At 52.8% G+C, this 23,761-nt stretch carries 21 protein-coding genes; 6 read left to right on the top strand and 15 right to left on the bottom strand.

Annotated elements, in window-relative coordinates; translation table 11 throughout:
- Nucleotide 1: 1 nt before the first annotated feature.
- Nucleotides 2–676, bottom strand: a complete 675-nt coding sequence (rpe, locus tag SHEW_RS01145; RefSeq protein WP_011864026.1) for a ribulose-phosphate 3-epimerase — start codon at nucleotides 674–676, stop codon at nucleotides 2–4.
- A 211-nt stretch (nucleotides 677–887) separates the two neighbouring features.
- On the opposite strand from rpe, the gene SHEW_RS01140 reads away from it, so the two are divergent.
- Together SHEW_RS01140 and SHEW_RS20225 are read left to right on the top strand one after the other, a co-directional pair.
- Nucleotides 888–1,232 carry a hypothetical protein gene (locus tag SHEW_RS01140; protein ID WP_011864025.1) on the top strand — a complete coding sequence of 115 codons (345 nt, stop codon included), beginning with the start codon at nucleotides 888–890 and terminating at the stop codon, nucleotides 1,230–1,232.
- A gap of 8 nt (nucleotides 1,233–1,240) precedes the next feature.
- On the top strand, nucleotides 1,241–1,414 hold the full coding sequence (locus SHEW_RS20225; RefSeq protein ID WP_011864024.1) for a DUF2970 domain-containing protein: 174 nt from the start codon (nucleotides 1,241–1,243) through the stop codon (nucleotides 1,412–1,414).
- Nucleotides 1,415–1,488: 74 nt separating this feature from the next.
- Here the strand turns inward: SHEW_RS20225 and SHEW_RS01130 are convergent, their stop codons facing one another.
- The 9 genes from SHEW_RS01130 to SHEW_RS01090 form a co-directional block, all read right to left on the bottom strand.
- Nucleotides 1,489–2,328 (bottom strand): Dam family site-specific DNA-(adenine-N6)-methyltransferase, encoded by an 840-nt coding sequence (locus tag SHEW_RS01130; protein ID WP_011864023.1) that lies wholly within the window; start codon nucleotides 2,326–2,328, stop codon nucleotides 1,489–1,491.
- 52 nt (nucleotides 2,329–2,380) lie between these two features.
- Nucleotides 2,381–3,916 (bottom strand): AAA family ATPase, encoded by a 1,536-nt coding sequence (locus SHEW_RS01125; RefSeq protein ID WP_011864022.1) that lies wholly within the window; start codon nucleotides 3,914–3,916, stop codon nucleotides 2,381–2,383.
- Nucleotides 3,917–3,932: 16 nt separating this feature from the next.
- A complete protein-coding gene (gene aroB, locus SHEW_RS01120; RefSeq protein WP_011864021.1) occupies nucleotides 3,933–5,009 on the bottom strand; it encodes a 3-dehydroquinate synthase in 1,077 nt (358 codons plus the stop codon).
- A gap of 15 nt (nucleotides 5,010–5,024) precedes the next feature.
- Nucleotides 5,025–5,540 (bottom strand): shikimate kinase AroK, encoded by a 516-nt coding sequence (gene aroK / locus SHEW_RS01115; RefSeq protein ID WP_011864020.1) that lies wholly within the window; start codon nucleotides 5,538–5,540, stop codon nucleotides 5,025–5,027.
- A 215-nt stretch (nucleotides 5,541–5,755) separates the two neighbouring features.
- Nucleotides 5,756–7,807: a type IV pilus secretin PilQ gene (locus SHEW_RS01110; protein ID WP_011864019.1), complete on the bottom strand. Its 2,052-nt coding sequence runs from the start codon at nucleotides 7,805–7,807 to the stop codon at nucleotides 5,756–5,758.
- 22 nt (nucleotides 7,808–7,829) lie between these two features.
- The gene (locus tag SHEW_RS01105; protein ID WP_011864018.1) at nucleotides 7,830–8,345 is read right to left on the bottom strand and encodes a pilus assembly protein PilP; all 516 of its coding nucleotides are present in this window, start codon (nucleotides 8,343–8,345) and stop codon (nucleotides 7,830–7,832) included.
- Entirely contained in the window at nucleotides 8,342–8,965 is a 624-nt protein-coding gene (locus SHEW_RS01100; protein ID WP_011864017.1) for a type IV pilus inner membrane component PilO, read from the bottom strand. The genes SHEW_RS01105 and SHEW_RS01100 overlap by 4 nt, the downstream gene beginning before the upstream one ends.
- The gene (locus SHEW_RS01095; protein WP_011864016.1) at nucleotides 8,962–9,543 is read right to left on the bottom strand and encodes a PilN domain-containing protein; all 582 of its coding nucleotides are present in this window, start codon (nucleotides 9,541–9,543) and stop codon (nucleotides 8,962–8,964) included. Before SHEW_RS01095 ends, SHEW_RS01100 begins: the two co-directional genes overlap by 4 nt.
- Complete coding sequence (locus SHEW_RS01090; RefSeq protein ID WP_011864015.1) at nucleotides 9,531–10,610, bottom strand: pilus assembly protein PilM; 1,080 nt, start codon at nucleotides 10,608–10,610, stop codon at nucleotides 9,531–9,533. The genes SHEW_RS01095 and SHEW_RS01090 overlap by 13 nt, the downstream gene beginning before the upstream one ends.
- 184 nt (nucleotides 10,611–10,794) lie before the next feature.
- Here SHEW_RS01090 and SHEW_RS01085 point away from each other — a divergent pair, with 184 nt between their 5' ends.
- The gene (locus SHEW_RS01085) at nucleotides 10,795–13,380 is read left to right on the top strand and encodes a penicillin-binding protein 1A (protein ID WP_011864014.1); all 2,586 of its coding nucleotides are present in this window, start codon (nucleotides 10,795–10,797) and stop codon (nucleotides 13,378–13,380) included.
- Between the two features lie 171 nt (nucleotides 13,381–13,551).
- Here SHEW_RS01085 and argH read toward each other — a convergent pair whose 3' ends face one another.
- From argH to argC, 5 genes are all read right to left on the bottom strand, one after another.
- Nucleotides 13,552–14,913 carry an argininosuccinate lyase gene (gene argH / locus SHEW_RS01080; RefSeq protein WP_011864013.1) on the bottom strand — a complete coding sequence of 454 codons (1,362 nt, stop codon included), beginning with the start codon at nucleotides 14,911–14,913 and terminating at the stop codon, nucleotides 13,552–13,554.
- A gap of 93 nt (nucleotides 14,914–15,006) precedes the next feature.
- Nucleotides 15,007–16,230 carry an argininosuccinate synthase gene (locus SHEW_RS01075; protein ID WP_011864012.1) on the bottom strand — a complete coding sequence of 408 codons (1,224 nt, stop codon included), beginning with the start codon at nucleotides 16,228–16,230 and terminating at the stop codon, nucleotides 15,007–15,009.
- Nucleotides 16,231–16,283: 53 nt separating this feature from the next.
- Entirely contained in the window at nucleotides 16,284–17,189 is a 906-nt protein-coding gene (locus tag SHEW_RS01070) for an ornithine carbamoyltransferase (protein WP_011864011.1), read from the bottom strand.
- Between the two features lie 42 nt (nucleotides 17,190–17,231).
- Nucleotides 17,232–18,017: an acetylglutamate kinase gene (gene argB, locus SHEW_RS01065; RefSeq protein WP_011864010.1), complete on the bottom strand. Its 786-nt coding sequence runs from the start codon at nucleotides 18,015–18,017 to the stop codon at nucleotides 17,232–17,234.
- 28 nt (nucleotides 18,018–18,045) lie between these two features.
- Nucleotides 18,046–19,026, bottom strand: coding sequence for an N-acetyl-gamma-glutamyl-phosphate reductase (gene argC / locus SHEW_RS01060; RefSeq protein ID WP_011864009.1), 981 nt, complete (start codon nucleotides 19,024–19,026; stop codon nucleotides 18,046–18,048).
- 276 nt (nucleotides 19,027–19,302) lie between these two features.
- Between argC and argE the strand changes: the two genes are divergently transcribed.
- The 3 genes from argE to SHEW_RS01045 all read left to right on the top strand — a co-directional run bounded on the left by argE (nucleotide 19,303) and on the right by SHEW_RS01045 (nucleotide 23,753).
- Nucleotides 19,303–20,460: an acetylornithine deacetylase gene (gene argE, locus SHEW_RS01055; RefSeq protein WP_041406261.1), complete on the top strand. Its 1,158-nt coding sequence runs from the start codon at nucleotides 19,303–19,305 to the stop codon at nucleotides 20,458–20,460.
- A gap of 117 nt (nucleotides 20,461–20,577) precedes the next feature.
- Nucleotides 20,578–23,214, top strand: a complete 2,637-nt coding sequence (gene ppc, locus SHEW_RS01050; protein ID WP_011864007.1) for a phosphoenolpyruvate carboxylase — start codon at nucleotides 20,578–20,580, stop codon at nucleotides 23,212–23,214.
- Nucleotides 23,214–23,753, top strand: a complete 540-nt coding sequence (locus SHEW_RS01045; protein WP_011864006.1) for a YceB family lipoprotein — start codon at nucleotides 23,214–23,216, stop codon at nucleotides 23,751–23,753. Before ppc ends, SHEW_RS01045 begins: the two co-directional genes overlap by 1 nt.
- The last annotated feature ends 8 nt before the right edge of the window (nucleotides 23,754–23,761 follow it).

Here is a 23,761-nt window from a genome sequence, read left to right as displayed (position 1 = left end):
CTTAGGCATCGACCTTAGCCAGCTCGCTGCGCATCTCGTCGATCACCGCCTTGTAGTCTGGCTTATTGAAAATCGCCGAGCCGGCCACGAACATGTCGGCACCCGCCGCCGCGATTTCGGCGATATTGTCGACCTTAACGCCACCGTCGACTTCTAAGCGAATATCGAAACCGCTGGCATCGATACGCTCACGCACCTGACGCAGTTTATCCAGTGTCGACGGGATAAATGACTGGCCACCGAAACCTGGGTTTACCGACATCAGCAGAATCACGTCCAACTTATCCATCACATGATCCAGATAGTGCAGCGGCGTTGCTGGGTTGAAGACCAGGCCAGCCTTACAGCCAGATTCCTTGATCAGCTGCAGGGTGCGATCGATATGCTCAGAGGCCTCTGGGTGGAAGGTGATAATAGAGGCGCCTGCATCGACGAAATCGGGAATGATGCGATCCACAGGCTTCACCATGAGGTGCACGTCGATATCGGCGGTCACGCCATAATCACGCAGCGCCTTACACACCATAGGGCCTATGGTCAGGTTAGGCACATAATGGTTATCCATCACGTCAAAGTGAACCACATCGGCACCGGCCTTAAGCACGGCCTCGACATCTTCCCCGAGACGGGCAAAGTCGGCAGATAAGATAGAGGGAGCAATTAGAAATGGACGCATGATAAACTCACTAATCTGAATAAGAATTACGCTATTCTACCTTATAGCCAAGCCTAGCCTCTATAGGCGATGCTGGATTAAACGTGTTCTGGTTCAGAATTGAGTAAATTTCACTGGCGGCAAATCGCCTCACCGAAAAATTATGTTCAAAATATAAACGCCTTTGCTATAATGCTCTGATTAGGGGTTTCCATGTTCACAGGATGTAGAGATGAGAGATAAGGCCAAAGCTTCAGCCAAGATGAAATCGGCAACGGTATTTACCGTCACCGCCGCTGTTGTTGCCTTTACCGCCATTGGCGTTCAGAGTCTCAGTGAAGATGAGGCCAATCTGGCCTGCGTGTGCGATAGCAACGCCAGCTACAACTCCTCACTTCCCGCCAGTCACCCAAAGAACCGCTGCGCCCAGCAGGCAGATAATGTCAGTTGGAGTAATTGGTTAACGGGTCGAAGCCGCTCTAATCAATTGCACTTTGTCGATCTGCTCGAGCTGCTCCATGGTCATCAAGACAGCCCCATGGACGATGTGACTCCCACCAGCAAACAGCGCCTCTAGGCCCTCTCTTGCTGCAACTCTTTCTTAGCACCCTGGCCGCCTTCTTTGGCGTACAGACAGAGCAAAACCGCGTTCGCGACTTTCAGTCCCGCTCGCCGGTGCCCTTTATAGTGATGGGGATTCTATTGGCCATCGCACTGGTCGCTTCACTCATCTTTATCGTGAAACTTGTGCTGGCCTAGCCTCGATTAACCGCCTAGTTAACCGCCTTAACTAGAACCTTAGCTAATGCCTTAACTAATGCCTTAGCCTGGGCTTAATCATTTTCGCTGTGGTAACTGTCATCGTACAGGGCCATCAGCTCATCGACCTTCTTACGACTGTTACCATTTTGACTGATATTGCGTTGCACCTGGATGGTATCGAACCTGGCACCATGATATAGCTCACGGGTCAGGGGAATATCATGGTTGCTGATAAGCACGGGGATGCCCCTGTCAATCGCCGTATGACGAGACTTACGCGCCAGCAGTGCCTGATCGTCCAGGCTAAAGCCCGAACCCACATAAGTGGTAAAGCTGGCCGTGGTTGACAGTGGTGCGTAAGGTGGGTCGCAATAGACTACATCGCCCGGCTGAGTCAGATCGAAGGCCTCTTCATAACCTATGCACTTAAACTCGGCCACCTGCGCCTTGTCGGCAAAGGCCTTGATCTCCTCTTCGGGGAAATAGGGCTTCTTGTATGACCCGAAAGGCACATTGAAACCGCCCTTAGAGTTGTAACGACACAGACCATTAAACCCATGGCGATTCATATAGAGAAAATAGACAGAGCGCAGGAAGGGATCTTGAGTCTGATTGAATTCACTGCGCACCTGGTAATAGGCTTCTTTATCATTCTTGGCTTCGACAAACATCGCCTTAGCCTCGGTGATATATTTTTCCGGTGTGGATTGCACTATCTGATAGAGATTGATCAGATCCTGATTGATGTCGCACAACAGATAGCGCTTGTAATGGGTATTTAGAAATACCGAGCCAGCGCCGACAAAGGGCTCCACCAATCTGTCGCCTTCGGGCAGGTGCTGGGTGAGCGCATCAACCAGTTTAAATTTACCGCCGGCCCATTTTAAGAAGGCTCTCTGTTTTTTAATCATCTAAATCGATTGAGTGCACAATGAAAACAAGTTGTCGATTGTACTCTGTTTATTAATGAATTTCACGACTCACTGCCCCTTGTTGCAGCTCATAGCCGGATAAATCTACCCAGGCTCTCACCCATGGAGAGGCTAATTGACTCGTCTGGGCTAAATCGAGGGCGGCCTGCTGCCCCGCTTGCCTATCTGTATATTGCCCATAGAGGAGTACCCAGTAGCTCTTGTAGCGGGCAATCTGCACTTGATTAACGTCGGGCAGCTTGGCGATCGTCGCATCGAGCGACTCAAGGCGTTTCACCGTCGCCAGCTGCAGCGTAAAGCCCGCAGGGTGTGGTTGCGATGCCGCCAACTTACGAGATTCTTTGGGTTCGCTTACCGGCACCAGGGCAAAAGTTTCCACTGGCTTAGCAGCCCTAGCCTCATCCGATACCTGACTCTGTTGCGTTTGCTCTATTTCTCCTGCAACTTGCGACGGTTGCTCAGCCACCTCTGGCTCGGACGCTTCTTGATAAGTGAGAGCTTCAGCTTGGGGCCGCTGCTCTTCACTCACCTCTTTTAACTGAGAATCAGACTGAGATCTGGGCGAGGCGCTGCTTGGCTGAGCATCTGGCAGAGCTTGCGTCAGCGTTTCAATCTGGTCGCCAGACTCAATTTTAGTCTTGGTCGCAGGCAGCGCAGCATCAGTAGACTTAGTCAACGTATTGCGCAATTGTGAGCCTTGCTCGAAATAAGCACTCAACAGGCGCTGACCATATTGAGTGTTAAACGCGGCCGCGCGCACCGCCGCGACGGTCTGCACCTTAGACTTGGTCATGAGCTCTTCAGGTTCAGCCCACAACCAATAGAGACTGGCGAGCAGAGAAGCCATGCAGGCACCTATGACCAAATAGACAGGCCAAGGATTTTTCTTGGGGGCTGCTGGTTCACCGTGCAGTGCCAGGTAGAGCAGGTTCAAGACTTCGGCCGGTGTCCCCTGCTGACGCTGCAGCTGATCTTTGACAATATCCCGCGGCGTAAAAGGTGTCTCTTCGCTGCGATGCAACAGGGTATAATAGAGACCCTCACGCTCTGGCAAGGTTAAAGGCGATATGGCGACAGGCAACAAGAGCGGACGCTGAGTCTCTGGTAGCTGGGTCAAGATCTGATTTAAGTAATCCGCGGGGGCCGTTAGTGTCAGCGAAAGCTTTTTGCCCGCAATGTTCAGCTGGCTCAAGACGATACATTCCGCCCACAGCTCTAGCGGCAGATATTGGGCATCATCGAGCACAATATGGCTGTGTGAGGGCAAGGCATCGCCGAGGCGCAACAGGGTCTCAGGCAGCGGCAGTTCGTCGTCGAAAACCGGTTCGGTTAGGAGTTGGACTAAGATCTTACGGCGGATCTCGGCGCTATCGACATGCTGTGGACAAACAACCAGGGCCGAGCTGACATCATCCAATGTGTCCACTAGCGCCGTAGCGAGTGTGGTCTTTCCCGCGCCGGTTTCTCCCGTCAACACAGTCAACTGCTGGCCATACAAGACCACATGCTGCAATCTATGTAGCAGAGACTCCTGGCTGGGTAAGAGAATAGCTGTTTGAAATGTCACTTAATCACCACACAAACTAGGCGCGGCTAATGACCTCTTGTAGAAGGGACTCGGAAACCTCGCCATACACCTCTGCCTGGCCAATGGCCTTTGGCAGCACGAGTCTGAGTTTTCCGTTCAGCACTTTCTTGTCACGCCGCATATGCTTGATGAACTGTTCGAAGTCCATCGCCTCTGGGGCCTCTGTTGGTAGGTCAAATGCCTCGAATATCGCTTCGATTCGACAAACAATTGACTGATCCACCAGCCCCATCTTAGATGCAGTTTGCGCAGCAAGTACTGTGCCAGCCGCCACGGCTTCACCGTGGAGCCATACGCCATAACCCATCTCCGCCTCGATGGCATGACCAAAGGTGTGCCCCAGGTTCAACAGGGCACGCACCCCTTGTTCGGTCTCATCTTGCGCCACTACGTCGGCCTTAATCTGGCAACATTTGGCGATAGCATAGGTGAGCGCCGCCTCATCCAACGATTTGAGCGCCGCAACATTCTGCTCTAACCAACTGAAAAATGAGCCATCCCAGATAATGCCATACTTGATGACCTCGGCCATGCCGGCGGCAAATTCACGGGCCGGTAAGGTATGCAGACACGCAGTATCTATGGCAACCATCTTAGGTTGATAGAAGGCACCTATCATGTTCTTGCCCATGGGATGGTTGACGGCCGTCTTGCCCCCCACGGAAGAATCGACCTGTGACAACAGGGTCGTTGGGATCTGAATAAAATCGACACCGCGTTGATAACAAGCGGCGGCAAAGCCCGTCATGTCGCCTATGACACCACCACCCAAGGCAATTAATACGGAATCACGCCCCATATTCTGCGCGAGCAGCGAGGTAAAAATCGCATCCATCTGCGACAGTGTCTTGTATTGCTCGCCATCGGGTAAGATGACAGGATCGGCACATTGGTAGGAAGCCAATAGCGCCTGTACCTTAGCCAGATACAGAGGCGCTATTGTGTCATTAGTTACGATTAGAATTTTTTTGCCTTGAAGATAGCTTGAAAAGTAATCGCTATTTTCGAGGAGATTCTGGCCAATAAAGATAGGGTAACTACGTACACCAAGTTCAACCTGAATCTGTTCCATTCTACCGCCTAATGTTTAGAAGCCTAATTGGTCAATAATTTGATTTGCAACAACTTTTGCGCTCTGCTCGTCAGTCTTGACTATGACATCGGCAATCTCTTCGTACAGTGGATTACGGATCTCAGCAAGCTTTTCTAACACTTCTCTTGGGTCTTCAACCTGAAGTAGTGGACGACGCTTGTCACGCTGGGTACGCGCAACCTGCTTATCGATAGTGGTTTCCAGATACACCACTATGCCACGGGCAGACAAGTTGTTACGAATGTCTTTACTCTGAATGGAGCCGCCGCCAGTGGCTAAAACAATACCCTGTTTTTCAGTTAAATCGGCAACAACTTGTGTTTCGCGACGACGAAAACCTTCTTCGCCCTCAACGTCAAATACCCACGCGATATCAGCACCGGTACGGTTTTCAATCTCTTGATCTGAATCGTGGAACTCTAAATGAAGCATCTGCGCCAGATGACGGCCTATAGTGCTTTTGCCAGCCCCCATAGGACCTACTAGGAAAATATTACGTTTTTCAGCCATTGCTTTACGTCTGAATCTTATATGGAAAGTTTGCCTACGCCAGCCAAAAAATCAGGCCGACCTTAAATGTTACCTTGCTCTAATGAGACTTGACCACGGATTATCTCAGCTATCTCCCCCCAAAGGCAAGTAGGGTGAGTAAATTCTGTGAAATTATACTCAGGCATAAAAAAGCCAGCGTTCATACGCTGGCTTTATCGGATAGGTGCTTAGAACTAGAGTTGCTCTGAGATGATCTTAGGTGTCACGAAGATCAACAGCTCTTGGCGCTCATTCTTGTCGGTCGTGTTTCTAAAGAGGTAACCCAAGAAAGGAATATCCCCCAATACAGGTACCTTACTGACACGATTGATCAATTGTTGCTGGTAGATACCACCGAGCACAATCGTCTCACCGTGATCGACTAACACCTGAGTACCGATACGCTGAGTATCGATAGAAACCGCCTGACCGAGTGGTGTGTCGACTGTCTTACCCTGAGAGTCCTGGGTGATCTCAAGATCTAAGATCACGCGATTGTCAGGTGTGATCTGTGGCGTCACGCGCAGCGACAATACCGCCTTCTTAAACTGCACCGTTGCCGCACCACTGGAAGCCGATTCAACATAAGGGATCTCAACACCCTGCTCGATGTAGGCCGCCTTCTGGTTCGAAGTGGTAATACGTGGGCTAGCGATGATCTCACCCTTGCTCTCTTGCTCCAGTGCACTCAGCTCTAGATCCAACAAGGTGCCGTCGGCCAACTTAGCCACATGAAAAGCAATACTGGTTGGGTTAGCCACCGCGGCCGGCAGGTTAACATTCAATCTGTCACCGATATCTGGCACTACGCCATTGGCGATATCGTTTGCGCCTTCCAAGCTACCCGAAGTACCCTTACTGCCTTGCTGATCTGTGATCCCCCACTTGATACCAAGATCTTCAGACACGTCATCCTTCACGGTAACCATACGAGATTCGATCAATACCTGCCGAATCGGGATATCCAACACCTCCACCAAGCGGTGAATGTTTTCCAGACTCTCTTCGGTATCCTTCACCAACAGAGTGTTGGTTCTGTCGTCTACAGCCACTGTGCCTCGAGCCGATAACAGAGACGCATCGTCGCCTTTAAGCAGCTCGGCAATATCTGTCGCCTTGGCATAGTTGATCTGCAGATACTCAGAATAGAGCGGAGCAAGCTCTTTCACTTCCTGTTGGTTCTTCAGCTCTTGGCTCTCGCGAATTGCGATCTCTTCGGCAGGTGCCACCATCAAGATATTGCCTTCGATACGCTTATCCAGTCCCTTAGTCTGTAGAATCAGATCCAAGGCTTGGTCCCATGGCACATCGTCAAGTCTCAGGGTGATATCCCCTTCGACTGTATCACTGGTCACCAGGTTGAAATTGTTATAATCGGCGATGATCTGCAGCACGGTACGTACCGAGATGCTCTGGAAGTTAAGAGAAAGCGAACGGCCTTCATACTTCTTCTCTTCCTTGACGACAGCAGCACGCTCAGCCTTACGCACGTTGAGTCTGAACAGGTTGCCTTCCTGCTTGTAGTTGTACTCGTATTGACCCGAGACATCCACCAATACGCGCGCCGTCAACTCATCCTTGAAGGTCTCAAAGCTCTTTACTGGCGTCGCAAAGTCTTGAACATCCATGACATAAAGAAGATCTGAGGCAATATCTGTGTTGTAAAGCTTAAGTTCTAGCTTGGCACCCACCTGCTCCACATTCGCGGCCACCGATGAGTTATTAAGCTTGACCAACAACTCGCCACCACCATCGCCGGTGCGATGGAAGTCGATGTTTTTGATGCCGTTAACAAAAGGATTTGCGGCGACGTCACTGCGACTGGCAACCTCATCGTTAATGGTCAGGCGATAGGTATTCCCCATCACCTTGCCTTGATAGGCCTTTACCTTAGCCAGATCCACCAGCACCTTAAGCTGTTCGCTGTCCTGCAGTGTGGACATGGACTTAACACCGACGTTGTTGATCGGTAGGACATCTTTTTCCAGCCCTGACAAACTATCGTCGAATCCAAGGATGATCTGCGCCGGTGAAGCATTGAGATTGATCTCAGGCTCCTTCACGGCCTCCTCAAACACCAGTTGTAACTCTAACTGATGATCGACAATCGAGTGGTATTTGACATCAATCAGACGGTTCGCAGCTGAAGAATACGGCGCCACACCCAATAATAAAGCCAAGCCAAAGGCCACTTTAAACAGGGGCGACTTTTTTAATAAAACGCTTTTCGCGGCAGAAGATTCCATTATTCCCTCATCCTTCGCTTTGTTATTCACCAGTCAGTTCCATGTTGCTCATTCTTTCAGCCCAGCAACCTGTCCCATCTGGAATTAATTCAACTATTTCGACCATTTGCTGTGTAACTTTAGCAATTCGCCCGTGATACAAACCTACGTATTCGCCCACACCTAGACGATATACGCTGCCATCATTAGTCTCGATTAAGGCCCAAATATTTTTATCTTCGCTCAAGGTACCGCGCATCTTTAAATTGTCCAGCGCATAGGTTTCTAGACGGCCCTTGCGGCGTTGCAGATCTGGCTGTAGACAATCTTTGGTCGTATCGACCACCTCTTCGGTTAGTTCTCTCGAAGGCGGTACGAAGGGACTGCGCATCAACTCTGCCTGATAGGCAAAATGTTCAAACTTAGGGGGCTCCTTCAAGGGGGGCACGCGCGCGACATGTTGAGCCTTAGTGGTCGTCACAAATAACTCAAGATCGCTGCGATCCCCCATACAACCTGCTAGCATCAAGCCCACGATTAGCAAAGGTAGCTTCTTCATTTCTTCGCCCCCTTCGCCGCATTATCTTTCGGGAGCTGGGCTCCCTCTTTGAAACGATAGGTCTTGGCCAAGATCTCCATGGCGAGCTCACCGCTGTCACTGCGCTTGATCACGAAGTCATGCAGGCTCACGATACGCGGCAGTTTAGCCACGCCACTGACCAGATGGCCCATCTCATGATAATTGCCCGTTACCGACATGCTGATAGGGAACTCGATATAGAAATCGCGTTGTATCTCTTCTTGCCACTCCAGGCTCTGAATCCCCAGCCCTGAATCGGTCGCCACGAAAGTTAAATCGTCGAGCAGGCCAGGCATCTCATTCTGCGACGGCAACATTTTCAGCAGCTCTGCAAACTGAACTTCCATGACTGCCAGTTGCTCCCGATACAACTTAAGATTAGCCGCTAATTGATATTTCGCTTTAAAATCATCCCGCAAGGTGATCTCTTTGTCTTGCTCACGCTTAAGCACATCGATGGCATCCGAGACAAACAGGAAATATCCTGCGACGAAGATAATGATGGCCAGGAAAGACGCGAATACCACCTTAACCTGGGTAGGCCAACCGCCAATGTTCTCAAAATCGATATCATTGAATTCACTCAGATCGAGTTTCATTTGCTCGCTCCTTGTGTCGCTTTGGCATTATCTGCATCTTCTTCACCGATAGAGACCCTTAAACTGAAACGCTGTAGCTGACGCATCTCATCATTCTGCGAGACGATCGACTGCATGTTGGGATCGTGTAACCACATTGAGGCCTTGATCTTGCGCATCATGTTGGCGACGTTGTTGTTAGACTCACTACGTCCCTGGATCCACAGCAAGCTGCCCTTCTTTTCGATGCTGGAAAGATATATTCCCGGCGGTACGACACGCACCAACTCATCCAATACATGGGTGGGTAAGTTTCTTGCCTGTTGCAGGTTTAATATGATCTCGGTACGACGCTCGATATCTTTCTTACGCTCACGAATCTTTTTAATTTCGGCAATTTGTTTTTCTAACAGCTGAATTTCACCCTGCAGATAGGCATTTCTACCTCTCTGCTCCTCGGTCATCATATCGAGAACCGTTAAGGCTAAATAAACGACTAATGCCGCGCCGATAAATACAGCAGCTAATATGCCCAGATAATCGCGTTTTTGTTTTTCTCTTGCTTCTTCGCGCCAGGGCAATAAGTTTATGTTCGCCATTGAGAGTAACTCCTCAGCGCTAATCCACACGCGACCATGTATTTATTAATAGTGGGCTGTAGTTGTGTCTTCACTTGCTCGTCCGCATGCAAGCAACCCAAGAAAGGGTCGGCAATGATGGTATGAACGCCGAGTTCATTCGTGAGCAGATTAGCCATGCCTTCCAGCTTTGAAGTGCCACCACACAAGACGATATGATCCACCTTATCCTTGCCACTCGAAGTACAGTAAATCTGCAAGGTGCGCTTAATCTGTTGTAGCAGTTGCGTCTGGAAGGGCGAGAGTACCTCGAACATATAGTTGCGTGGCAAATCGCCTTCGAGCTTGGCCTTCTCGGCCTGCTCGTGCGACATGCCGTAGAAAGATAGGATAGACTGGGTAAACTGCTCACCACCAAAGGCCTGTTCGCGGATAAAGGTTGTCTCCCCCTTCTCCACCACGGCAAAGGTGGTCATGTTCGCGCCGATATCCACCAGCGCAACCACCTTATCTTCGGCGCCATCGGGTAACTGAGCGGCGACCAACTCGAACGAGCGTCCCAGCGCATATCCTTCAACATCAATCACTTTGGCTTCGAGATTAATATCGTCCAGGCTATCGACTCTGGCATCGATATTCTCGGTGCGGCAGGCGCTCAGCAGCACATCCACCTTGGAGGGGTCGGCGCTATTAACACTTAGGGTTTCAAAATCTATGCTGACTTCATCGAGAGAATAGGGGATAAGGTTGTCGGCTTCGATCTCGATCTGGGTCTCCATCTCCTCTTCACTCAGTGAAGCATCCATGTAGATCACCTTGGTCATCACAGCCGATCCCGAAACCGCAGCCGCCGCATATTTTACGCTCTTAGGCAAAGATCGTTTGATCAATCTTAAGGACTCCAAAACCGCGTCTGAATCTCTTATCTCATGATCATTAACGGCGCCTTTTTTAACGGGCACCGCTGCGTGACTCAAAATTTTATAACCATCAGCAGTCTTACTCAGCAGTATTGCTTTTATCTCGTGGGAACCGATATCGATCCCGACCATCTGCGGAGCCTGACGCTTCCATAAATTTGAAAGCATAGTCCATCGTCACTTTTGTTATAGTTTCAGGAATTAGATTAGCACAAAATCAACTCGTTATAGATATTTGTACAAAATGTTTGTAACTTTTACAATTGCCATTTTTTTGACAACCATTTTTGCTTCACCAATAGCTGCTCGCCTTATATACTATTGTGCCTGCTAAATTTATTGGAATTATCTGGTGAAGTGGTTTAAACGAATTACCATCGCTCTATTTAGCCTAGCCCTTTTGGGAATAGGTGCAATTGCTGCGGCCTATTTTTATGTGCTACCGGACCTCCCCGATGTTACCACTCTTAAAACCGTAAAATTGCAAACTCCATTACGAATTTACAGCGCTGATGGCAAATTAATTTCACAATTTGGCGAAAAACGTCGCATTCCAGTCGAATATGAGCAGGTACCGCAACAATTAATTAATGCGGTGCTCGACACAGAAGACGCCCGCTTCTTCGAACATAAGGGGATAGACCCCATAGGCATCATACGTGCCGCAGTGATTCTGGCTACCACAGGTAAGAAGAGCCAAGGGGCAAGTACCATCACCCAGCAGGTTGCCCGCGGCTTCTTCCTCTCCAGAGAGAAGACCTACATTCGTAAGATCAAAGAGATCTTCCTGGCCCTGAAAATCGAGCAAGCCCTGAGTAAGAAAGAGATCTTAACCCTCTATCTCAACCGCTCTTTCCTGGGTAACCGCGCCTATGGTGTCGGAGCCGCCGCTCAGGTCTACTATGGCAAGGAACTCGAGGAGCTCACTCTGCCTGAGATGGCCATGATTGCCGGTCTGCCACAGGCGCCTTCTGCCGCCAACCCTATACGTAATCCGGCCCGTGCGATGAATCGTCGCAACTGGGTACTCAGCCGTATGCTGGAGAAAGAGAACATTACCCCGGACGAGTATCAGGAAGCAATTAGAGCCCCTATCACCGCCAAGTACCATGGCGCCGAGGTAGAGCTCTATGCGCCTTACATCTCAGAGATGGCACGCGACTATCTGGTCGAAAAACTCGGTGAAGAGGAAGCCTATACCGGCGGTTACAACGTCTACACCACTGTCGACTCTCGCCTGCAGATGCTGGCCCAAGAGGCACTGCGCAATAACGTCTACGCCTATGACGAGCGCCACGGCTATCGCGGCGCGACTAAGGTGTTATGGGACGCAGAAGGCACGGCCAAGCTAGATGAGACCCAAATCGTCACACAGCTGAAGCAAACCCAAGGCTTCCAAGGACTCGAGCCCGCCGCCGTGCTCGAGGTTGCCGAGCAGAGCGTCAAGGTCATCAATGCGAAGGGCGAAACCCTCACTCTGGAGTGGGAAGGTCTTAAGTGGGCGCGCAAGTTCATCAGCAACAAGCGTCAGGGCAAGGCGCCTAAGACGGCTGGCGAGATCCTCAAGGCAGGCGAGCAGGTCTGGATCCGCAACAACGGGAACATCTGGCAGCTATCGCAAATTCCTGAGGTGGCCAGCGCCATCGTCTCGCTGGATCCTAAGGACGGTGCCATCAGGACCCTAGTGGGCGGCTACAGCTTCCACACCAGCCAATACAACCGTGTCACCCAGGCCAAGCGTCAGCTGGGCTCCAACATCAAGCCCTTCATCTATACAGGTGCGCTGGAGAAAGGTTACACCCTGGCGACGCTGATCAACAACGCGCCGATCAACAATGCCGACATACGTCAGGGCACAGCATGGCGACCTAAGAACTCGCCCGACAAGTATACTGGGCCGACACGCCTGAGAGTCGGTCTGGCACAGTCTATTAACGTCATGTCGGTACGCGCCATGCGCTATACCGGGCTAGAGAGCGCTATCGACACCCTGGTCAAGTTCGGTTTCGACCGCGACGATCTGCCGCAAAACGAATCACTGGCGCTGGGTTCACCTTCGGTGACGCCGCTGCAGGTGGTCACCGCCTTCTCGGTATTTGCAAATGGCGGCTACCGGGTCGAGCCTTACTTTATCGACCATATCGACAATGCCTACGAGCAGACGGTAGAAGAAGCCAGCCCTACGCTAGCCTGTAAGCCTGAGTTAATTCAGCCACAGACGCTGCCAACCGACGATCCTTTTGCAGCGATGGCGCAGGAACTGCCTAAGCACGAAGTGGCAAATCAAGAGGTAGAAGGCCTAGAAGTCGCGAGCCAAGAAGCTAACGCCGAAGATCCTAGCTGTCCGAGCACGGCTCGCCACGCACCGCAGATCATCAGCAAACAGACGGCCTTCCTGATCACCGAAGCCCTGAAGAGCGTAATCTGGGGCGGTGGCGATTGGAGCAAGGGCACAGGCTGGAACGGCACCGCCTGGCGCGCCGCCCGTGTGGTAAATCGCCACGATATCGCCGGTAAGACAGGTACCACCAACGAATCGAAAGATACTTGGTTCAGTGGCTTCACACCGACGCTGGCAACTACCGTATGGGTCGGCTTCGACGATCACAGCATCGAACTGGGCCGCACCGCCTGGAATACCAACGGCGCGAAAGATCAGATCTCGGGCGCCGAGGCCGGTGCAAAGACCGCCGGCCCAGGCTGGAACGAGTTTATGAAAAACGCCCTCCAAGGCACGCCTGAGCTACCTTCTCCTCCACCGGAAGGGATCGTCTCGGCCCGTATCGACCTGGCCACAGGCAAGTTAAGCCGTAAGACAGACTACACCACCAAGTTCGAGTATTTCATTCAGGGTACCGAGCCGAAGGAATTTGCCACCGAGGCGCAGACTCAGGAAGATATCTTTATCGACGATTCAGTAGAAGATCTGTTCCAATAGCCTTCAGATGGGCTGGTGTCATTCGCCACCAGTCCAGTCAATTCCACTGGCCTTTCGCCATTTTGCAGTGAATTCATAGCGCCAATTTTTTGATGCGAATAAAACTTTAGATGTAAAAAAACCTGCGATTGCAGGTTTTTTAATCGATTGATTAGACAGAATTTATCTAAACTAGCCCTTGGCAGCCAACGCCGCCTTCACTTGGGTTAGTGACGTACCACCCAGAGCCTCACGTTTAGCCAGACAAGAGTCTATCGTCAGACATTGATAAACATCTTCCTGGATGACGCTGGCGAACACCTGCAGGCTAGCCAACTCGAACTCTTCGATAGGCTTCTTCTGGGCGATCGCCTCAACCACGACCTCACCCACCACATGATGCGCCTCTCTAAACGGCATGCCTTTGGCTACCAGATAGTCAGCAAGCTCGGTTGCATTGGCATAACCCTGCTGGGCCGCCGACAGGGTATTCTCTCTGTTGACCTTTAAGCCAGACAGCACCAGAGCGGCCATCTCCAGACAGATAGACCAGCTGTCCATCACGTCAAACAGGCCCTCTTTGTCTTCCTGCATATCCTTGTTGTAAGCCAGAGGCAGGGCCTTCATGGTGGTCAGAATGCCCATTAGGCTGCCATAGACACGGCCCGTCTTACCACGGATAAGCTCAAGCGCATCTGGGTTTTTCTTCTGCGGCATCAGCGATGAACCCGAGGTAACCTGATCGTCCAATTCGATAAAGCCCGCCTCACCGCTGTTGAAGAAGATCAAATCTTCGGCCATGCGGCTCAGGTGCATCATGCTGATGGCGGCGTCCGAGCATAACTCGATCACATGATCCCTGTCAGACACAGAATCTAGGCTATTAAGAGTTGGCGAGGCGAATCCCAATGACTTAGCCAGCGCGTATCTGTCCATGGGGTAGGCGGTACCAGCTAGTGCGCCCGTGCCCAGCGGACAGGTATCGAGGCGCTGCAGACAGTCTTGCAGACGGCTGATATCACGCTCAAACATCTCCACATAGGCTAGGCACCAGTGACCGAAGGCCACAGGCTGCGCCCGCTGCAGATGGGTATAACCCGGCATGACAGCATCCAGCTCACGTTCAGCAAGTGACAGCAAGGCTGCCTTTAACTGTGCCAGCAGTTCAAGCAGAGCTTTGCCCTCCTTCTTACACCAGAGCTTAAGATCGGTCGCCACCTGATCGTTACGCGAACGGCCTGTATGCAGCTTCTTACCCAGATCACCGACCTTGGCGATCAAGGCTTGCTCGACAAAACTGTGGGTATCTTCGGCGCCGGAGGCCAGGATGGTCTCTGGCTGATCCTTCACCTCGGCCAGCAGTTCTTGCAACGCCTGCTTGAGCGACTGACACTCTTGCTGGCTGAGAATGCCCACACCTGTGATGGCATCGGCCCAGGCAATGGAACCAACAATATCTTCTTCCACCAGCCGATAATCGACCGGCAGGGAATCGTTGAAAAGTTTAAACAGTGCGCTGCTCTCTTGGCTAAATCTTCCGCCCCATAACGCCATCTCACTATCCTCTATAATCAGCTCTTAATTCAGCTCGTAAATCTGCTCTTAAAATAAAGGAGCGTTCGCCGCTCCTTTATTAGCTAGTCGACTCTACTTAACGTTTAGCGCCCGGATACGGCTCGCCAATGAATAGAGACGAATGAAGCCTTCCGCATCTTTCTGGTTATAGACTTCGTCTTCACCAAAGGTAGCAAACTCCTCGGAGTACAGGCTATTAGGAGAACGTTTCTTCACCGCCTGTGCCTGGCCCTTATAGAGCTTCAGCACCACTTCACCGTTCAGCAGGTTCGCCAGTGGCTGAGAGGCGCCCAGCAGCGATTCACACAATGGGGTAAACCAACGACCGTCATAGACCAGGTGCGCCATCTTGGCACCTACCTGCTCACGCCATTCGCGGCTGGTCTTGTCCAGTACCAGCTCTTCGATCGCTCTGAGCGCGGCGAACATTACCGTGCCACCAGGAGTTTCGTAGCAGCCACGAGACTTCATGCCCACCAGACGGTTTTCGGTGATATCGATACGACCCACGCCATGGGCGCCGGCAATCTCGTTAAGGGCCATCAGGGCACCATAAGGAGTGTATGACTGACCATTCACCTTAGTGATACGACCGGCTTCCATCTCAACCGACACATACTCAGGCTCATCGGGCGCATCTTCCGGCGCAACCGTCATGGTCCATACTTCTTTGCTTGGCTCGTTCCACGGATCTTCCAGCTCACCACCTTCGTGAGAGATGTGCCAGGCGTTGGCGTCACGGCTATAGATCTTAGTGGCAGAGGCAGTAGTCTTGATGTTGCGCTCTGCCAGATAGTCCAGCAGATCTTCACGGCTCACCATGCTCCACTCACGCCAAGGGGCGATCACGGTAAGATCCGGTGCCAGGGCGGCGAAACAGCCCTCGAAACGCACCTGATCGTTACCCTTGCCGGTACAACCGTGACATACGGCGTCGGCGCCCACTTTACGTGCCACTTCCACCTGAGCCTTGGCGATGATAGGTCTGGCCATAGAGGTGCCCAGCAGGTAGGTGCCTTCGTAGATGGCACCTGTCGCTATGGTGGGGTAGATATAATCGGCCACCAGCTCCTCTTTCAGATCCACGATATAGCACTCAGACGCACCCGAGGCGATCGCCTTCTCATGCAGCCCTTCAAGCTCGGCCTCGCCCTGACCCACGTCGGCGCAGAAGGCAACGATCTCACAATTATCATAGGTCTCTTTCAGCCAAGGAATGATCGCCGATGTATCCAGACCACCCGAGTAGGCCAATACCACTTTTTTCACCGATGCTTTGTTGTTTTCGATAGACATTTCGTTTTCCTAAATACTCAATTCGTTGGCCCAATCACCATTGGGAAGATTCGTTAACTCAGTAGGGTCACCAACACGGCATTCTGCGCATGCATGCGGTTCTCTGCCTGTTGCAAGATCAGTGAGCCGGCCCCATCGACCACCTCGGCAGCCACCTCAACGCCACGGTAAGCAGGTAGGCAGTGCATAAAGAATTTGGCTCCCGCCTTGTTCATCATATCGGTATCTACATGATAAGGCGCAAATTTGGCTTTGATCTCATCTAGACTGGCCTTGTCTCCCATGGAGATCCAAGTATCAGTATAGATGGCATCATGGCCGGCGATCGCCTCGACATCTGAGCTCAATACCAACTCGCCACCATGGGCCTCGGCAATCGCTTGTGCCTCGAGCACCACCTTACCGTCGGGGAAGTGGCCCTGCGGGCAGATCACCGTCATCTTGGCACCCAGCAGCGCCGCGCCATACATGAGCGAGTGGGTCACGTTGTTACCATCGCCAACATAGGCCAGCTTTACCTTGCTGACATCATCGAACTGCTCCGCCAGGGTCAGAAAATCAGCCAGCCCCTGACAAGGATGGTACATGTCCGACAGCGCGTTGATCACAGGCACAGTGCCATGCTCGGCGAGCTGCTCTATGGTCGAATGGGCGAAGGTTCTCGCCACTATGGCATCGGCCCAACAAGAGATGTTGGCGGCAAAGTCGGATACCGGCTCACGCTTGCCCAGGGCACCATTTTGCTGATCCAGGTAGAGACAATGACCACCTAACTTATTGATACCGATGTCGAAGCTTACGCGAGTTCGCAGCGATGGCTTCTCGAATAACATCACCACACTCTTACCGTCGAGTGCCTTGCGATAGTCTTCTGGGTTGGCCTTGATCGTCTTCGCCAGGGCGAGTAAGTCGATCAGCTGCTGCTGGGTAAGCTCTTTTATCGATAGTAGGTGATTCATATATCTACTCCTAGATGAATACTCTTCTCATGTTCCGTTTAATTAATGTGGCATAACCTGTGTGCCGATAGACTCGCCCTTCTCCAGCGCGCTCAGCTGCTCGGCGTCGCGCCATGAGGCGACCTGTACCGGCTGTCCCATCCACTGGGCAACCTCTAGTGCCGCCTCGACCTTAACCTTCATCCCCTTCTCGATGACGCCTAACTTGGTCAGTTCATCGGCGTGGGCCTTATCCAGGGTCTTGATCAGCTGTCCTTTACCGTCGAGCACACCGCTCACGTCGGACAACAGCACCAACTGGCCTTCCACCAGCTTAGCGATCACGGTCGCCGCCTGATCGGCGTTGACGTTCAGCAAGTTGCCCGCGTCATCCACGGCAATCGAGCTGACAATTGGCATCCAGCCCTGGGCCAACAGGAAGTTCAGATAAGTCGGGTCATTGGGCGACACTTCACCCACAAAGCCGAGCTGTTCATCTTTGATGCTGCCATTGACTATGGCGCCATCACACAGGCTCATGCCCACACTCGTGATGCCAGCCTTGATGGCACTGGCCTGCAAGATCTTGTTAGAGGTACCCGCCAGCGCCCCCACCACAATGGGCACCTGCTCTTCGGGGGTGACACGCAAACCGTCCAGCTTGACCGTCTCCATGCCATTGGCCTTGAGCTGCTCGTCTACCAGGCAACCGCCACCATGAACCAAGATGACAGATTGGCCCGACTTGATGATGTTGGCCGCGCTTGCCATCAGGCGCGCCAGCCCCATCTCACACTGCATCAGGGCGCCACCCACTTTAAGCACTAAGGTTTTCTTATTTGCCGACATAGCTACTTCTCTCTCACAGGTGACAATATTAATAATTAAAATGAATCTTTATGCATTGATGCGCCTGACTGGCCGCACCTTTCATCAGATTGTCGATAGCGCTCGCCACCACCAGGTAGCCATTGAGGGGATCGTACTTCCATCCCAGCAGGCAGTTAGGGGTATGCACCACGTCGTCAACCTTAGGAAATTGATTATGGTACACATTCACCAGAGGTGCCGACTCATACACTTCATAGGCCTTGGCAATATCGGCTTCGCTCACCCCGGGCTTCATCTGCACGGTAATGGTAGCCAGGATGCCACGCTTAAAGTTGCCCAGGTGAGGGGTGAAGATCACCTGCTGCCCCAGCTGAGTCGCAATCTCGGGTTGATGTCTATGACCCAGCACGCCGTAGGGCGTCAGGCTCACCTCGCAGAAGCTGGTGTGCAGCTGCGCCTTTCTGCCTGCACCGGTCACACCACTGACGGCATTGATCACCGGCAGGCTGTCTGTCATCAGATCTTTCAGGGGTTTCAGTGCCGTCAGTGAAGCCGTGGGATAACACCCTGGCACAGCAATCATCTTGCTGGCGGCAATCGCCTCCGTGTTCCACTCCGCCAGACCATAGACGGCCTCGGCCAACACCTCTGGGTAGATATGCTCGAAACCATACCATTTGGGATACTGTTCGCTATCGGCAAAACGGTAGGCGCCACTCAGGTCGAAAACCGCCAGACCCGCCTGATAGAACCAGGCCGCCAGGTGCAGGCTCACACCATGGTCGGTCGCCAACACCACGGCATCTGCCTCATTGACTATGGCCTGCTTGGCCTGCTCTGTTAGCGGTGCCAGGCTAAGATCAATATGGCTGTAAACCGGATACAGGCTAGCCAGAGTTTTGCCCTTATCCAGACTGTTTTCAGAAACATAGAGGCCTTGAATCTTAAGCTGATCATCGGCCTGGATCAGTGAAGTAACCTGAGCACCTGTGTAACCACTGGCGCCAATTATCGCTATGCTTTTCATACTTTATGACTTCTATATTGTGTTAACGGTAAAAAAGAGAGGGGCACTGCTTAAGCCCTGGTATAGATACCAATATGACAAGATTATCGTCGCAGGAAGTGATTACAGCTAACCTTATATGCAAAAAGTAAGAAGAAATTGTTCATTTTTTATCTCTAAGTTAAGCCTTTAATAATGGCGCTCGTTTTAGCTGTTTGATAGACTAACACAACAAACTAATTATGCAATAATATTGAATAGATATTTTTAAATTAAATTGGTGAATTGAGTCAAATGATGAAAACCTTTCCCGATATCAAGCAATCCTTCCGTGAGCTGATCGCCACGCCGTCCATCAGTGCCCTCGAAGCCGAACTCGACATGAGCAACCAAGGTGTGGTGACCCTGCTGAGCCAGTGGCTCACAGATCTGGGCTTCGACTGCCAGATGCAGGCCGTCCCCGACACCCGTGGTAAGCACAACCTGCTGGCCAAGATCGGCCAGGGACGCGGTGGACTGCTGCTGGCGGGACATACGGATACGGTTCCTTTCGACGAGGGACGCTGGAGTCAGGATCCCTTTACCCTGACCGAGAAGGATAATCGCTGGTACGGACTAGGCAGCTGCGATATGAAGGGCTTCTTCGCCCTGGTCATAGAGGCCGTGCGCCAGATGCCGACCCAAGATTTCGTGCGGCCGCTCTACATACTCGCCAGCGCCGATGAAGAAACCACTATGAATGGCGCCAAAGCCTTCGCCCAGTCTAAGGCCATCGCGCCTGAATATGCACTCATAGGCGAGCCCACCGGCCTAAAGCCTGTCTACATGCATAAGGGACACTTGGCCCAGGGCATCCGCATCACGGGGCGTAGCGGTCACTCTTCGGATCCCGCCAAGGGACTCAACGCCATAGAGATCATGCATCAGGTGATAGGCCAGCTCCTCAAGCTGAAGCAACACCTGGCGGAGCACTACCGCGAAGAAGCCTTCAGCGTGCCCTATCCCACCATGAACTTTGGCCATATTCACGGTGGCGACGCCGCCAACCGCATCTGCGGCTGCTGCGATCTGCACCTGGATATCCGCCCCCTGCCCGGCCTGCCATTAGAGGTCTTGGAGCAACTACTGACCCAATACCTGGCCGAACTGAGCCAGCGCTATCCAGGGTCCATCAGCATAAGCCAGCTCTATCCCGGTTCTCAGCCCTTCGCGGGACAGGCAGATGCGCAATGGTCACAGCTAGTCGCCCAGCTATCGAATCAGGCCCCCGAGGTAGTCAACTATGCGACTGAGGCCCCCTATATTCAGCAACTGGGCTGTCAAACCTTGGTCTGGGGACCGGGCAGCATAGAGCAGGCACATCAGCCAGATGAGTACCTGGACACCGCCTACATCAACAAAACCGTCGACTTGCTAAAACAGTTGATTTACCACGCCTGCATAAAGGCGCCATAAAAAATTCATGCAAGGTGATATAGAACACATAAGCATACGATATGAAGATATGCCGTATTGACCTAAACCTGATAGCCTAGGTATGGTGATTGATTAACTCGTGGGTATGGAGCATTTATGACAGATATGTACGCGTCGCTGCGATCCAATGTGGGCACATTAGGCCAAATATTAGGCGATACTATTCGCACACACATGGACGAGCCCTTTTTAGATAAGATTGAACAGATCAGACACCTGGCCAAGAGCTCACGCCAAGGCAACGATACCGCCAGGGAACAGATGCTTACCCTACTGGCCGCCTTACCCGACGAAGAGTTGGTACCATTTGCCAAGGCCTTCAACCAGTTTCTCAACCTGGCCAATATCGCCGAGCAGTTCCATACCATCAGCCGCAACTGTGACGAGCTGGTCTGCGTGCCCGATCCTGTGGATCAACTCCTGGGGCGCATGCTAAATGGGCGCATCGACCAAGATAAGATGCTCGAGTGTCTACAGACACTGGATATCGATCTGGTGCTTACGGCGCACCCAACAGAGATCTCCCGTCGCACCCTGATCCAGAAATACTCCGCCGTGGTCGATTGTCTCGCCACCATGGAAAACCCGCAGCTCACCGAGCGCGAAAAGAAACAGAATCACCTCAGACTCAGACAGCTTATCGCCCAGATCTGGCACACCAACGAGATACGCCACGAGCGCCCAACACCGGTGGACGAAGCCCGCTGGGGACTAAGCACCATAGAGGCGTCACTCTGGCAAGCCATTCCCGATTTTCTGCGCCAGCTCAACGAACAGGTCGAAGAGCGCACCGGTAAGCAGCTGCCCAGCGACATAGCCCCCATTCGCTTCTCCAGCTGGATGGGCGGCGATCGCGACGGCAACCCCTTCGTCACCGCCAAAGTCACCCAGGAAGTATTGGATCGCAACCGCCACACCGCGGCGCGCCTCTATCTCAAGGATGTGGTCTTGCTGGTCAACGAGCTGTCGATGGAGGAGGCCAACGAAGAACTGCTGGCCCTTACAGACAACAGCCATGAACCTTACCGCGTGGTGCTGCGGGAGCTAAGACAGAAGCTACGCGACACCATAGATTATCTAAACGCCCGCCTCGAGGGGCATTCGCCCGAGGTGGATCTCGATAGCCTTATCTGGCACGAGGACGATCTCAAACAGCCTTTGACCCTGCTCTATCGCAGCCTGACTGAGTCAGGTATGAGCTTGATCGCCAATGGCCTGCTGCTGGATATGCTGCGTCGTCTGGCCTGCTTTGGTATCCATATGCTGCGCCTGGATATCCGCCAAGATGCCCAGCGCCATAGCGACGTCATCGCCGAGCTGACCCGTTACCTGGGCCTTGGCGACTTCGACCACTGGGACGAACATGAGAAACAAGCCTTCCTGCTGCGGGAACTGAGTGGCAAACGCCCGCTGATCCCCCATAACTGGGAACCGAGTGCCGAAGTTGCCGAGGTGATCAGCACCGTCAGATTGATCGCCAGCCAGTCGCCTAAGGCCCTGGGCTCCTATGTCATCTCCATGGCGAGCCAGCCGTCGGACGTATTGACTGTGCTCCTGCTATTGAAAGAGGCAGGATGTCAGCATCCGATGCGGGTGGTGCCACTGTTCGAGACCTTAGAGGACCTTAACAACGCCGCCAGCTGTATCTCGGCGCTATTCGCCATCGACTGGTACCGCGGCTACTGCAAGGGCAGCCAGGAGGTGATGATAGGCTACTCAGACTCGGCTAAAGATGCTGGCGTAATGGCGGCCGCCTGGGCACAATACAGTGCGCAGGAAAAACTGGTTAAGGTCTGTAACCAGGCAGACATCAAGCTCACCCTGTTCCACGGCCGTGGCGGCACCATAGGCCGTGGCGGCGGACCAGCTCACAAGGCGATCCTGTCGCAGCCACCGGGCTCGGTAGATGGCCGCATCAGGGTAACGGAACAAGGAGAGATGATCCGCTTCAAGTTCGGCCTGCCTAAGTTGGCAGTGCAGAGCCTGGCGCTATATACCTCGGCCGTGATGGAGGCCACCCTGTTGCCGCCACCAGAACCTAAGCCAGAGTGGCGCGAGGCGATGGAGCGACTCGCCAGTGACTCGGTCACCGCCTATCGCGCCATAGTGCGTGAGGAGCCAGATTTTGTCGCCTACTTCCGCGCGGCAACTCCTGAAGTCGAGCTCGGTAAGCTACCGCTAGGTAGCCGCCCCGCGAAACGTCGGGTGGATGGCGGTATCGAGAGCCTGCGTGCGATCCCCTGGATCTTCGCCTGGTCGCAGAACCGCTTGATGCTCCCCGCTTGGCTAGGCGCCGGCGAGGCGCTGCAGCAGGCTGCCGACCGTGGCGAACTGACCCTGCTAAGGGAGATGGAGCAACAATGGCCCTTCTTCGAGACTCGTATCTCCATGCTAGAGATGGTCTACGCCAAGGCCGAGCCTAACCTGGCGAAGTACTATGAAACCTGCCTGGTGCCGCAAGAGCTACATCATCTCGGCGAAGCCCTACGTAGCCGGATGGCGACAGGGATCAAGGTGGTCTTGGAGCTGACCCAGTCCGATGCCCTGATGTCGCATACCCCGTGGAATCGTGAGTCGGTAGAGCTGCGCAATCCCTATATCGACCCGCTCAACTTCCTCCAGGCCGAACTCCTGGCGCGTACCCGCAAGGAGCAGGCAGGATCAAGCAATGTCGAACTGGCACTGATGCTCACCATCGCCGGTGTGGCGGCGGGCATGAGAAACACGGGTTAATGAGAAGCCTAGCCCTAATAGGCGTGCTGATGCTGAGTTTGACTGCATGTGTCAGTCAATACAGCATCAGCGAGCGCCAGCTCACCAACTACCTGAACGACGAGATGCATTTCGAGGTCAAAGAGGGCAATCGCTTCTTTGGCATAGAGATGAAGATCAATGATGTGAAGGTCAAGCTTGGCCACAAGGCCGACACCATGGCGATCACGGCGAGCAGTCTTATCAAGGTGGCCAACCCGCTAATGCCGCTCAATGCCACCATGACAGCCGAGTTCGAAGCCAAGCCTTGGTATGATGCCGACCAGCACAGCCTCTATCTTAAGGACCTTACCCTGGTCAGCCTGAGCTCTAACCCAAAGGATCTCGAGCAGGCCATAGGCCAGGTGAGTCCTCAGATCATGGGATTCATGACCCACTTCCTCGAGACCCAGCCCGTGTATGTGCTCGATACCCAAGAGGGTAATCAGGCGCTTGTCGCCGAGATGACCAAACGTATCCAGGTCGTTCCGGGCAAGATTAACCTTATCTTTAAAGATTAACCTCACCA

The sequence above is a fragment of the Shewanella loihica PV-4 genome, from assembly GCF_000016065.1.
Lineage (GTDB): Bacteria > Pseudomonadota > Gammaproteobacteria > Enterobacterales > Shewanellaceae > Shewanella > Shewanella loihica.
This window is presented reverse-complemented; position numbering and strand designations above follow the sequence as displayed.

Bases quoted from the DNA above. Each gene is read 5' to 3' on its own strand.
- SHEW_RS01130 (WP_011864023.1), bottom strand. From the start codon at position 2,328: ATGATTAAAAAACAGAGAGCCTTCTTAAAATGGGCCGGCGGTAAATTT.
- SHEW_RS01075 (WP_011864012.1), bottom strand. From the start codon at position 16,230: ATGTCTATCGAAAACAACAAAGCATCGGTGAAAAAAGTGGTATTGGCC.
- SHEW_RS01095 (WP_011864016.1), bottom strand. From the start codon at position 9,543: ATGGCGAACATAAACTTATTGCCCTGGCGCGAAGAAGCAAGAGAAAAA.
- argH (WP_011864013.1), bottom strand. From the start codon at position 14,913: ATGGCGTTATGGGGCGGAAGATTTAGCCAAGAGAGCAGCGCACTGTTT.
- SHEW_RS01100 (WP_011864017.1), bottom strand. From the start codon at position 8,965: ATGAAACTCGATCTGAGTGAATTCAATGATATCGATTTTGAGAACATT.
- SHEW_RS01090 (WP_011864015.1), bottom strand. From the start codon at position 10,610: ATGCTTTCAAATTTATGGAAGCGTCAGGCTCCGCAGATGGTCGGGATC.
- aroB (WP_011864021.1), bottom strand. From the start codon at position 5,009: ATGGAACAGATTCAGGTTGAACTTGGTGTACGTAGTTACCCTATCTTT.
- rpe (WP_011864026.1), bottom strand. From the start codon at position 676: ATGCGTCCATTTCTAATTGCTCCCTCTATCTTATCTGCCGACTTTGCC.
- argE (WP_041406261.1), top strand. From the start codon at position 19,303: ATGAAAACCTTTCCCGATATCAAGCAATCCTTCCGTGAGCTGATCGCC.
- SHEW_RS01110 (WP_011864019.1), bottom strand. From the start codon at position 7,807: ATGGAATCTTCTGCCGCGAAAAGCGTTTTATTAAAAAAGTCGCCCCTG.
- argB (WP_011864010.1), bottom strand. From the start codon at position 18,017: ATGTCGGCAAATAAGAAAACCTTAGTGCTTAAAGTGGGTGGCGCCCTG.
- SHEW_RS01105 (WP_011864018.1), bottom strand. From the start codon at position 8,345: ATGAAGAAGCTACCTTTGCTAATCGTGGGCTTGATGCTAGCAGGTTGT.
- SHEW_RS01140 (WP_011864025.1), top strand. From the start codon at position 888: ATGAGAGATAAGGCCAAAGCTTCAGCCAAGATGAAATCGGCAACGGTA.
- aroK (WP_011864020.1), bottom strand. From the start codon at position 5,540: ATGGCTGAAAAACGTAATATTTTCCTAGTAGGTCCTATGGGGGCTGGC.
- SHEW_RS01070 (WP_011864011.1), bottom strand. From the start codon at position 17,189: ATGAATCACCTACTATCGATAAAAGAGCTTACCCAGCAGCAGCTGATC.
- argC (WP_011864009.1), bottom strand. From the start codon at position 19,026: ATGAAAAGCATAGCGATAATTGGCGCCAGTGGTTACACAGGTGCTCAG.
- ppc (WP_011864007.1), top strand. From the start codon at position 20,578: ATGACAGATATGTACGCGTCGCTGCGATCCAATGTGGGCACATTAGGC.
- SHEW_RS01045 (WP_011864006.1), top strand. From the start codon at position 23,214: ATGAGAAGCCTAGCCCTAATAGGCGTGCTGATGCTGAGTTTGACTGCA.